Annotated in this window: 10 protein-coding genes; 5 read left to right on the forward strand and 5 right to left on the reverse strand. The window is 47.3% G+C overall.

Translation table 11 applies throughout. The features are described from left to right. Window positions 1–6: 6 nt before the first annotated feature. The 3 genes from IAQ59_RS03165 to IAQ59_RS03175 all read left to right on the forward strand — a co-directional run bounded on the left by IAQ59_RS03165 (window position 7) and on the right by IAQ59_RS03175 (window position 5,033). A complete protein-coding gene (locus IAQ59_RS03165) occupies window positions 7–744 on the forward strand; it encodes an RsmE family RNA methyltransferase (RefSeq protein WP_209329320.1) in 738 nt (245 codons plus the stop codon). 50 nt (window positions 745–794) lie between these two features. Then, on the forward strand, window positions 795–2,672 hold the full coding sequence (locus IAQ59_RS03170; protein WP_209329321.1) for a CocE/NonD family hydrolase: 1,878 nt from the start codon (window positions 795–797) through the stop codon (window positions 2,670–2,672). Between the two features lie 96 nt (window positions 2,673–2,768). After that, the gene (locus tag IAQ59_RS03175; protein WP_209329322.1) at window positions 2,769–5,033 is read left to right on the forward strand and encodes a penicillin acylase family protein; all 2,265 of its coding nucleotides are present in this window, start codon (window positions 2,769–2,771) and stop codon (window positions 5,031–5,033) included. Between the two features lie 122 nt (window positions 5,034–5,155). On the opposite strand, the gene IAQ59_RS03180 is transcribed toward IAQ59_RS03175, so the two are convergent. Further along, on the reverse strand, window positions 5,156–5,833 hold the full coding sequence (locus IAQ59_RS03180; protein WP_209329323.1) for a hypothetical protein: 678 nt from the start codon (window positions 5,831–5,833) through the stop codon (window positions 5,156–5,158). A gap of 216 nt (window positions 5,834–6,049) precedes the next feature. After that, window positions 6,050–6,295, reverse strand: a complete 246-nt coding sequence (locus tag IAQ59_RS03185) for a hypothetical protein (RefSeq protein ID WP_209329324.1) — start codon at window positions 6,293–6,295, stop codon at window positions 6,050–6,052. Between the two features lie 779 nt (window positions 6,296–7,074). On the opposite strand from IAQ59_RS03185, the gene IAQ59_RS03190 reads away from it, so the two are divergent. After that, window positions 7,075–7,485, forward strand: a complete 411-nt coding sequence (locus IAQ59_RS03190) for a hypothetical protein (RefSeq protein WP_245189400.1) — start codon at window positions 7,075–7,077, stop codon at window positions 7,483–7,485. On the opposite strand, the gene IAQ59_RS03195 is transcribed toward IAQ59_RS03190, so the two are convergent. Both IAQ59_RS03195 and IAQ59_RS03200 read right to left on the reverse strand, forming a co-directional pair. Continuing rightward, window positions 7,475–8,401, reverse strand: coding sequence for an ROK family protein (locus IAQ59_RS03195; RefSeq protein ID WP_209329325.1), 927 nt, complete (start codon window positions 8,399–8,401; stop codon window positions 7,475–7,477). The two genes, IAQ59_RS03190 and IAQ59_RS03195, sit on opposite strands and share 11 nt — an antisense overlap. A 67-nt stretch (window positions 8,402–8,468) precedes the next feature. Further along, window positions 8,469–9,305: a CvfB family protein gene (locus IAQ59_RS03200; RefSeq protein ID WP_209329326.1), complete on the reverse strand. Its 837-nt coding sequence runs from the start codon at window positions 9,303–9,305 to the stop codon at window positions 8,469–8,471. A 219-nt stretch (window positions 9,306–9,524) separates the two neighbouring features. On the opposite strand from IAQ59_RS03200, the gene IAQ59_RS03205 reads away from it, so the two are divergent. Continuing rightward, window positions 9,525–10,958 carry an alanine/glycine:cation symporter family protein gene (locus IAQ59_RS03205; RefSeq protein ID WP_209329327.1) on the forward strand — a complete coding sequence of 478 codons (1,434 nt, stop codon included), beginning with the start codon at window positions 9,525–9,527 and terminating at the stop codon, window positions 10,956–10,958. A 3-nt stretch (window positions 10,959–10,961) separates the two neighbouring features. Here the strand turns inward: IAQ59_RS03205 and IAQ59_RS03210 are convergent, their stop codons facing one another. After that, entirely contained in the window at window positions 10,962–11,837 is an 876-nt protein-coding gene (locus IAQ59_RS03210) for an AraC family transcriptional regulator (protein WP_209329328.1), read from the reverse strand. Window positions 11,838–12,065 lie beyond the last annotated feature (228 nt).

The following is a 12,065-nucleotide window of genomic DNA, read 5'->3' on the forward strand; positions in this document are numbered from 1 at the left end:
TAACGCATGCAGCTTTTTTTTCAAAAAGACATCAAAGGAGACAAACTCATCCTAGACCCGGACGAATCCAAACACCTGGCCAGGGTACTTAGAAAGCCCATAGGAGACCTGGTATATTTCACCAATGGCAAAGGCTCCCTGTTCACTTGCAAGATTACAGACAACCACCCTAAAAAGGCCGTGCTGCAAATTGTGGAAGAGGAGTTTGTACCCCAAGAAAAACACTATATCCATCTGGCGATCGCACCCACGAAAAGCCCTGACCGCATGGAATGGATGATGGAAAAAATCACCGAAATCGGTGTAAACGAAGTCACTTTCATCCGTTCGGAAAATTCGGAAAAAGATCAAATCAACTACGAACGTATCTACAAAAAAACCGTGAACGCCTGCAAGCAGAGTTTTCAAACCTGGCTACCCGAAGTAAACCAAGTGCGAACCTTTGGCGAGTTTATCCACGAAAAAAACTGGACGACCTTCCAACGGTTTATCTGCTTTGTAGACGAAAATATCCCCTTGCACCTTGTACAGCAGGCCAAACCCGCTCAATCCTACCTGGTATTGGTAGGTCCGGAAGGGGATTTTGCTCCCCGAGAAATTCAAGAAGCTGTAGACCAAGGTTTTGCCCCCTGCTCACTTGGTAAAAGCCGACTGAGAACCGAAACGGCCGGTCTTGCGGTGGTTCACAGTCTGCAACTGGTAAATACCCTTTTCCAAAAAGACGACTCCGCCGCCACACTGTAGCCACCTCACAGAAATGATCAACCATGTCACACCCTTGTCTTGACGATTGCATGAAACGAATTCGAGTTCACCTTTTAGCCCTCTTGGTATGTCTTTCGGCCTTTTCCCATGCCCAAGAAACGGACATTTTACAACAATTGGAAGAAATCGCCGTCATAGACCAAAAGGTCATGATGCCCATGCGGGACGGCGCACGTCTGGCCACGGACATTTATCGCCCGAAAACAGACAAGCCGGTTCCCATTATCTTTTCCAGAACGCCCTACAATTTCAACACGTACCGAGATGGAGAATTGGCAACCAGAACCTTGGAAACAGCCTATCAGGCAGTCAAGCGTGGCTATGCCTACGTGGTACAAAACGAGCGGGGCAGGTTCTTTTCAGAGGGAGAATGGGACATCCTAGGTACCCCGTTGACGGATGGGTACGATGCATTCACTTGGATGACAGAACAGTCTTGGAGCAATGGTAAAATAGGCACCCTAGGTTGCTCCTCCACCGCCGAGTGGCAAATGGCAGTAGCTGCATTGGACCACCCCTCTCACGCCGCAATGATCCCTCAGGGATATGGGGCCGGAGTAGGGCGCATAGGAGATTACTACGAGCAGGGCAACTGGTACCGGGGCGGTGCCACGCAGATGTTATTCATCGCTTGGCTATACAGCACCCAACACGACCCCATGGCACCCAAACTGCCTAAGGGCATCGATCAGGACGACTTGCTGCGATTGCAGCGTTTTTACGATATGGCTCCTAGATACCCCCGGGTAGACTGGTCAGAAGGCCTTGCACACCTGCCTGTGCAAGATATTATTAAAAACGCTCAGGGACCCAAAGGAATCTTTGAGGAAATGATCACCCGAAAACCCAACGATCCCAAATGGTACGAGGGCGGTCTTTATCATGACAATATGGACTTTGGGGTGCCTAGTTTTTGGTTTGTATCGTGGTATGACGTAGCCAGCAGCCCCAACTTGGCACTTTTCAACCATGTACGTGAAAATGCCTCAGACCCGCAAATTCGAGACAATCAATACCTGGTCATTGCTCCTACCTTACATTGCGCATTTACACGGGCCACAGAAAATACAATTGTCGGTGAACGAAGCATAGGCGATGCCCGGCTCGATTACGATGCGCTGGTTTACGGGTGGTTTGACTATTGGCTGAAGGAAGAGAAAAACGGCATTACGGAAACACTTCCCCGGGTAAAATATTTCACCATGGGCTCCAACAAGTGGCAGGAATCAGAAACCTGGCCTCCGGCAAATGCTGAAATGACGACATTTTACCTGGACAGCAAAGGAAACGCAAACACCCGGAACGGAGACGGGCTGCTGACCCCAAAAAGGCCCAATAAAGACAACCCCGACAGCTATACCTATGACCCGATGAATCCGGTCACTTCGTATGGCGGAAACGTTTGCTGTACCGGCACTGCCATTCAAGGTGGTGCTTTTGACCAGCAAGATATGGAGCTGCGGGAGGATATACTCGTGTACACCTCAGAACCGCTAGAGGAGGGTGTAGAAATCAGTGGTTTCATAGAGTCCACATTATACCTGTCTTCAGATGTAAAAGATACCGACGTAACGATCAAGCTCATCGACGTATATCCCGACGGTCGGGCTTATAATCTAGATGAAACCATTCAGCGGGTCCGCTATAGGGAAGGGTATGAAAAAGAAGTCTTTATGGAAGGAGGTAATGTCTATGAGGTAAATCTGACGCCTATGTCCACTAGCAATTACTTCAAAAAAGGCCATCGGATACGGATTGAAGTATCCAGTTCCAATTTTCCACGCTTTGACCGCAACCTCAATACAGGTGGAAATAATTACGACGAAACAGAAGGGATTGTAGCCAACAACAAAATCCATCATTCCCGCCGCTATCCGAGCAGTATCCGAATTCCAATCATCAAATAACCAAAAAGCCCGTTTCCGGCCATGCTAGAGACGGGCGCTTTCTTTGGTTAGCGACTGCAAACAAAAAAACACCTTAACCACCAAACCACTTGAATCATGAACTTGAAGACCACCTATTCTACGATTGGGCAAAGTCCAGGTTTTTTTGTGAAAATCGGATTTCGGCTAACATCCAATGCCGGGGCACTCACACTAAGAAACCTCTTATGGCTATTTTTGATCGGCTTACCGGTCTTTACCAAGGCTCAAACAGAAAAACAGCGTTGGCGTCAACATGGGAAGCAAACGGAAATCATCCGAGACCAATGGGGTATTCCCCATGTCTTCGGAAAGACCGATGCCGATGCGGTATTTGGAATGATCTACGCACAATGCGAGGACGACTTCAACCGGGTAGAAATGAATTATATCACTGCCATGGGACGTACCGCAGAAGTGCTGGGCAAAGAGCAGATCTATACCGATCTTCGCATGAAGTTGTACATCGATCCGGATACCCTACGTCAGGAGTATGCAAACAGTCCCCCCTGGCTTAAATCCCTCATGAACGCTTGGGCCGATGGAATCAACTGCTATCTGGCCGAGCACCCAAAAGTAAAACCCAAACTGTTAACCCGATTTGAACCTTGGATGGCCTTGGCATTCAGTGAAGGCAGCATCGGAGGAGATATCGAACGCATTTCCCCTGCTGGATTAAAGGCATTTTACGGAAACCGTTTTCAAAGCTATCTACCTGAACCCGAATGGGAACTGGAAGAAAACCCCAGCGGATCCAACGGCTTCGCCATTGCCCCAGAGCTAACCCAAAATGGCAGCGCACTATTGTTTATCAATCCCCATACATCGTTCTACTTCCGACCCGAGGTTCATATGCAAAGCGAGGAAGGCCTAAACGCTTACGGTGCGGTTACCTGGGGACAGTTTTTTATTTACCAGGGATTCAATTCCTTTAACGGATGGATGCACACCTCTTCCCGTACCGACGTAATCGACCACTACGCCCTGACAGTGAGAGAAGTTGAGGGCAATTACCAGTACAAACACGGTTCCCAATGGCTGCCCCTCCGGGAAAAAAAGATATCCCTTGCCTATGCCGATGGAAACACCACAGGCTCAGAAACCGTAACCGCCTATTACAGCCACCACGGACCGGTCATCCGCTCGGAGGGTGACAAGTGGGTCGCCATTCAACTGATGGTGGAAAGGGAAAAAGCCCTGACTCAATCCTACCTAAGGACAAAAACGAAAAATCACGAAGAATTTCAGGAGGTGATGCACCTTCGAACCAACTCCTCCAACAACACCGTATATGCCGATAAGGACGGAAATATTGCGTATTACCACGGAAATTTTGTGCCGATACGCAACCCTTCTTATAATTGGGCAGGTGTGGTGGACGGTAGCGATCCTGATACGGACTGGAAAGGGCTTCATGCCATCGATGAACTGGTCTACGTATTCAACCCGGAAAACGGATGGATTCAAAACTGCAATTCCACACCCTTTACCGCCGCCGGCCCAAACAGCCCCACAAGGGGCAATTACCCCAACTACATGGCTCCGGATGCGGAGAATGCCCGGGGGCTAAATGCCGTCAGACTTTTAAGTCATCAACGTGGATTTACACTTAACAGTCTTATTACGTTGGGATACGACTCCTACCTCATCGCCTTCGAGCCGCTTATTCCTTCACTAAAACGGGCCTATGAGCGATTGGACGACGAAGCCCCGCTACGAGCAATCCTGGCTGAACCCGTTGACCGTTTGTCGGCATGGGATATGCGCTTTGGATTGGCATCTGTCCCCATGTCATTGGCCCATTATTGGGGTACTGCCCTCCTTAATAAGGCCAGAGAGCTGGAAAGGCCAGAGGAGCTGTATTTGTTTGATTTTCTGACCGAATACACCTCAGATGCCATGAAGCTAGAGGCCTTAGAGGAAGCAGTGGAAAAACTTACCGAAGATTTCGGAACCTGGCAGACTCCCTGGGGAGAAATTAACCGCTTCCAGCGGCTGACCGGCGATATTGTACATCCATTCTATGACCAAAAGCCCAGCATACCGGTACCCTATGCTCCCGCAACTTGGGGATCCTTAGCCTCTTATGTGGGACGCAGTCCAATCGCCACGAAAAAAATATACGGTACCGTAGGCAACAGCTTTGTCGCCGCCGTGGAATTTGGAGAAAAGGTAAGGGCAAAAAGCCTCTTGGCCGGAGGCCAAAGTGGCGATCCCGCTTCACCCCATTTCTTCGATCAGGCGGAAATTTATGCCCAGGGAGAATTCAAAGAGGTTAACTTCTACCGAGATGATATCCTCAAACATGCCTCAAAAACCTACCGTCCCGGATTGGGAAGATAGAAGATAATCCGCAAGCTTCGATCTATCGATGGGCTTTCTTATTCGATGCAGAAAATGCCAACTACCGCGATTATTTGCATCCTTATCAGCCCGGTTGATCGAGATTACTTTGCTAAGGGTAGTTACTTTGCAAACCAACGTGTAGGAATGCCGAAGCCTAGGAAAACGGTACTATAAGACGCACTGCTTCGGAAGTCAACCGTTAGATCCTGGCCGGAAAAAAATTCCACGCCTCCATCAAGTTGCTGGAATCCCTGATGATGGCGTACACCGAATAGTACATAATTGTTCCCGATAATCCGACGAACGCCAAGCTCCAACCGACCACTAAGACTGGTTCTCATCGTTGGAGTTTGACGTGGATTACTGGACCCAAAAAACCCGGGAGTTTCCCTGTTTAGGCCAAAACCAACGGAAGGCTGAAAATAGACACCTGTTTTCCCACCTTTCAGGAGGTAACGAATACCCAGCGCATAATTTCCAAAATTATTGGAATACCTTCCGTCTCGGGTTTCGATTATCATTCCATCGGTCTGTATGACCCGCTGTCCCACCGGTCTATTGAAATATTCTCCCTCTACGAATAACTGTAGATGAGAGGATATCCGATTCAAGACACGTAATCCTACGTGATATCCCGTAGTTTCAAAAAATCGGATTTCCTCTGTGGGACTTTTCCCCTCACCATCCACATAGCCTATAGCAGGGCCAGCATATACTTCAATCGATAGTTTTTCCTGCGCATACATTTTCGGTGTGAAAAGAAAAATAAATACGGAGATAAATAATAGTGGCTTCATATAAATCGGTAATAAAATATGCTGAACAAAACTAAATTCAGAAACTCATTGATCAAAATATTATCATATTATTTAGCTTTTTTTTACATATTTTAACAAGGCCAGTTATGAATAAGAGGAAATTGAAAAAATAAGGGTGGATATAGACTGTAAAAACACCAACTCGAGGTCAAACGATAAAAAAAAAGCCTAAGGAATTAGAAAATCTTTCATTCCTTAGGCCTTGTATTGAAACGGTATCAATGTAAACCAATAGCCAGGATTTTGCGGCAGAAGATTGGGAAATACGACACAATTAATGCCTAATTCAGCGAGCTGCCGGTACACGCTGATAATGGCAGCCTCTGCATCAGAAGGCCGCACAAACAACTGCTCATTGGATACAGCGTCCAATGGTTCCTGGTCTATCACATTACAGCTTATTCCGACCCCCAGGGAAAGGATAAGAAAATATACTGTCATCAGAGATCAAATATGACCGGAATAAATTGATCTAAGAATATCACAAAAACCAAAGACAGGAAGCCTTTTGGAGCTTTCCCTTCTTTTCTGGCTTGTTGTTTCCACCAAGAAATAACAATATGAAGTAAGGTAAGCAAATTTTATACCGCGCTGACTATTAATGGCAGTCTTAGGGAGGTCTGTAAAAACATAGGCCTTATTATCCTAAAACTTATTCCACTGGTAATAGGACAGTTGCCTGTCCGAAGCACACTCTCCGATGCCAATTGTAGACGTGACCATAGGATTTTTCCACCATGTTGGTGGTAGCAACAAAAAACCTGAGCGCTTGTGTCAGTATGGAAAAATTTCTGCTTTTTTAAGAGGCATATTTTAAAACTATATTTAAAAAGAACCTTCAAAGGGTGCAAACTGAGCTTTTCCTTTCCGGATCGGGGGTACTTTTTGAACTTCGAAAAGAAAGCTCTTAGGAAATGAACCCAAGGCTTTTTTCAATTTTCGTAATTTACTCGGGCGACGGCAATTTCATCCCAAAGCAAATTACCCCTCCAGTCACTTCGCCTGCCTGCAAAATTCCCAGACTAACCTTTCTAAACCTATGGTTATCAAATCGTTTGGTGTACAACCGGTTGATCAAAAGGTAGATTGGGTTTGGAGGGAGTAATTATGGACTCGTTTCAAAACCACTGAAATCCGTCATGCTGCTAAAAAAGCCTAAAAACTTGTCTATTTTAAGCGACTTATCCAACCTTTCGCCCTAATTTTGGGTTTTAATCACCATGAAGAACGATCCAATGGGCTTCTACTCCCGCTACAATATATTTTTACTACCCATCCTGCTATTGATACTAACATCGGCGTGTGGACGGGTACAAGACGCAGGCTCTATTGACTTGGACGCTTGGAAAAATGACCGCATGGGCTGCAAGGGACTTCGCTTGCAACATGTAGACGAGCTGCGGGAAATCAAAAACACTTTTTTGGCGGCAACTAACCAAGAGCTTCTGAAGACCTTCGGGAGACCAGACCGAGTAGAACTCGCCGATAGGAGTCAGAGTTTCTTTATTTATTTTCTGGAGCCTGCTGAGGAATGTGGAGAAGGCACAAAAAAAGAACCCCTGAAGGTTCTTTTCCGAATGAATGCCATCAATAAGGTCAGCGAGGTGACCGTTACTACGCTCAATCCATAAAACACAGTGCTGCTGCACCTAGTACGCCTGCATTGTTTTCTAGCGTGGCCCGCTTCATGATGAAGTTATCCAAATAGTAGGGAGTTAAATACTTTTCCACGGTTTCCTTCAAGGTTGGGAGGATATGCGGCAAACCCGCGGATATACCTCCACCGAAATACACTTCGGTGACGTCCAATATACGGACCGTGGATACGATAGCTTCTCCCAAAATCTCACCTACTTCCTGAAAAACGGCCAGCGAAACTGCATTGCCCTCATTGGCAGTACGTACGAGCAAGTGCATGCCCAATTCCTCCTTGCTCAGATCGCCTACCTGATCGGGCATCTCCTTCATCTTTTTCATGATGATTTTCAGAATGCCCTTCCTCCCAATGAGTACCTCCAAGCGATTGTTGTCCCGGGAGAGCATATGTCCCATTTCCATCGCATTTCCTCGCACTCCTTTAAAGACTTCCCCATCCATGATGAGCGCGCTGCCTATGCCTGTTCCCAAGGTGATGAACAGGTAATTTCCAGATGTTTTCTCACTACCAAAGTGGTACTCACCCACCGCAGCCGCACTGGCATCATTTTCCAGATGAAAAACAATGGAGGGATAGCGCTCCTTCAGAGCGTATCCTAAGCCAAATCCGTTCAATTCTCCGATCGCAGGGATCTCCAAGGTAGTGTTCCGGTCTTTGCTGACCAAACCGGGTAGGCCAATTCCCACATGATCTACCTGCGGGTATTTTGCCAGGTATTTTCCGACGACATCCACAAAGGCCACGTTAAAACCTTTGGGATCCTCCCGAAGCAGGTTGGTATCCTCTTTATGAAATTCGACAATCTCACCATTGGTTTTAACCAACCCGATCTTTACGTAGGTACCGCCTACGTCGATTCCCAAAAAGTACTTAGATTGTGTATCTGTCATGTCTCGATTGCTATGTTTAATTTGCTAAAATACTAAACAGATGGAATCATTTTGCACAATTGCCCAATTAATCTTCCCGGACCAACACGATTCCGTTTTCTTGAATCAAAATGCGATTTTGTTTGTAGAGTTGTCCGATAGACTGCTTAAAATGCTTTTTGCTCATTCCCAGCTCAGCGCGGATGTCTTCCGGGTTTGATTTGTCGTGCAGGGAAAGAAACCCCGTCTTCTCCAGTGCCTGTAAGACCCGTTCGCAGCCCTCGTCATACTTTTGCCTCCCAATAGGGGTCAACTGCAAGTCCAACTTCCCATCTTCCCGCACCTTCTTGATAAACGCCCTCACCTCTTCACCGATTGCCAACGGCGCAAAAACCTCGTTTCGGTAAAACAGCCCCTCAAAATTTCCCTCAATTAATGCCTTGAACCCCAGTTCGGTTTCCTCAAACACCAGCGCCTTCACTTCCTGCCCCTGCTCATACCCTCGGGTATCCTCAATCAAAAAATCCCGGTATTTGGACACTCCTATTAGCCTGTTTGTTCGATAATCCCTGCATACGCGAACCAAGTACTTCTTTCCTTTGGTCATGGGCGTAAGCATTTCGGAATTGGGCACAAACAGATCTTTCAGCAGGCCCCAATCCATAAACGCTCCGAATTTGGTCACTTCCTTCGCCTCCATGAAGGCAAACTCATCTAGCAATGCCGTGGGTCGCTCTTTGACTGCCACGGGCCTGTCTTCACTGTCTGTATAAATAAAAACCTCTTGGTCGTCCCCTTCCCGTTCGTCTCCCTGAAGGTATCCCTTGGGTAACAAGACTTCTCCCCCATCGCTCAGGGTGAGATAGGCACCATTATCCGTGAATCGGGCAATGGGAAGTGTGGACAGGATTCCTAATTCTTCCATTAATTTCTATATAAACTATGTGAGGCGTAAAAGTACGAAAAAAATGGCGCTCGCTTCCTTTGCCCCAAAATTTCAGCTTCCCTCCAAAATCCCTGTAATAACGATTGCATTCGTTAATGGTAAAAACTTGAAAAATGTCATTTAATTCAACAAACACCTGTATTTTTTGACGATTTTATCCTTAATTGCACTTGCTAAAAGAAATCTTACCCACGCTGCATGGAAAATTTTATATACGGACTAAACGATATTGTCTGGAGTAATGCGTTGATTGTTTTGTGTTTGGGCGCAGGAATTTATTTTTCAATCGTGACCCGCTTTTTGCAACTTACTTATTTCAAGGAAATGGTGCGGCTATTGTTTGGTGGTAAATCATCCGAACGGGGCGTGAGTTCATTTCAAGCCTTTGCCATAGCCATATCCGGCAGGGTAGGCACCGGCAACATCGCCGGAGTAGCTACCGCGATCGCCATGGGGGGGCCGGGTGCCGTCTTTTGGATGTGGATGATTGCCTTTCTCGGTTCAGCATCTGCTTTTATCGAAGCCACTCTGGGGCAGATTTTTAAGGAAATCAAAGGCGGCCAATACCGGGGTGGCCCCGCATTTTATATCGAAAAAGGACTGGGCATCAAGTGGTATGCCATGCTCTTTGCCTTCGCCACTATCCTTAGCACCGCATTTTTTCTGCCAGGCGTACAAAGCAACAGCATTGCGCTAAGCGTAGAAAATGCCTTTCAGGTGCCCGTAGAAATTACCGGGGTGGTTATCTGTCTGTTTTTGGGACTGGTGATTTTCGGCGGAGTGAAGCGCATCGGAAAGGTAGCCCAATTTGTCGTCCCGTTTATGGCGGCGGCCTACATCCTCATGGCGGTTATCATCATGGTGATTAATATTAAGGAGATTCCCGGAACGATCCTACTGATTATCCGCTCGGCGTTTAACTTGGAAGCGACCTTCTCTGGTATCTTTGGCATGGCCCTGGCTTGGGGGATTAAGCGGGGTATCTACAGCAACGAGGCGGGACAGGGCACCGCCCCGCATGCAGCTGCCGCGGCCGAGGTTTCCCATCCTGTAAAGCAGGGATTGGTTCAGGCATTTTCCGTCTATGTGGATACCCTTTTTATTTGTACAGCCACTGCCTTTATGATTTTATTTACGGGAAATTACAATGTTATGGATCCTGACGGAGGGTACTTAGTTGAAAACCTCCCTGGGGTATCCATCGGTCCGGAATTTACCCAATACGCCATCAGCGAACATTTCCCTACGATTGGATCGGGCTTTGTGGCCCTTTCGCTGGTTTTCTTCGCTTTTACGACCATCATGGCTTATTATTATATCGCTGAAACCAACCTAAGCTACTTACAAAAGGACGGAAAAAGGCGCTGGCCGGTGATGGTCCTAAGAGTACTCATTCTGGTTGCCACGTTTTATGGAACCATCCGAACGGCAGAACTGGCCTGGATGCTCGGTGACATCGGGGTAGGCATCATGGCCTGGCTAAACATCATCGCCATTCTCCTGCTGCGCAAGCCTGCGTTGGCCGCGTTAAAGGATTACCGGGAACAAAAAGCCAGAGGCTTAGACCCTTCTTTTAATTCAGACACCCTGGACATAGCCCATACGGATCAATGGGACAAAATCGACGATTGAGCCTCACTCAAAACGCTGTTGAAAGTCCTTTCTATAGGCCATAGGAGTCATGCCCGTACGCTCTTTAAATTGTCGGTTAAAATTGGAGAGGGTGTTAAAGCCGGATTCGTAGCAAATCTCACTCACGTTCAGTACATCCTCGTGGAGCAGCTTGCAGGCATGGCTGATCCGCACATCGGACAAAAAATCCGAAAATGACTTGTTCATACGGGACTTAAAGTAGCGACTGAATGAGCTGGCCGTCATATTTGTCAGCGCAGCCACCTCCTCGAGCTTGATGCCCTGAGCAAAACGTTCCATCACATATTCATATACCTGACTCATGCGATCCTCCTCCGATGCCTTGTTGAGGTTCGTATAACCAGCCTGTACGATGGGGTGGCAATCCTTGGATCGAGCCATTAGGCGCAACATGTCAAAAAGCGCAATGATGCTATCCAGGCCTTTTAGGTGCACTAGCTCTTTCATCCTCTGCCTTAGCTGCACGTTTGTCTCGCCGGAAACCTCCAATCCTCGGTCTGCCTTGGTGAGCAGGTGTCGCAGCCCTTCAAATTCTTCCTTCTGCAGCAATTGGCCTCCGATAAAATCCTCGGGGAAATACACCACAATGCCGTGGGTCTGCTTTTCGCTCCCCTTTTCGAAATAGCTTTGATCATTCCGCCAAAGATGGGGCAGGTTGGGTCCGGTAAATACCAAATCATGCTCCCGAAAGGCTTTCATATGATCCCCGACAAAACGGGTACCGCGACCCTCCAACACTAAAAAGAGCTGGTATTCCGGATGGAAATGCCAGTTTTTATCAAAATGCGGCGCGATCAGTTCTTTCACCACAAAGGCCCTGCTTTCCGGGATCCGTGATTTTTGAAAGGGTCGTTTCATAGTTTATATTGTCTATAACGCCTAGGGGTTTCGAAGCCAAAAGGCAGGTTAGGAGTTTTCTATCATTGCGCGCTAGTAGCAAGGGGGGCCGCATTCTTAGCCTCCGGGGAGGCTTCTAGTGTATGATCAATGATAGTCCGTTGCAAGGATCAGGCTATGGGCATGCTGAACTTGCCTCCCACTTCCGGTAATCTCAGCATACTTAACGCACCTTTTCTTACCAATTTA

Source organism: Lunatimonas salinarum (assembly GCF_017811155.1).
GTDB lineage: Bacteria > Bacteroidota > Bacteroidia > Cytophagales > Cyclobacteriaceae > Lunatimonas > Lunatimonas salinarum.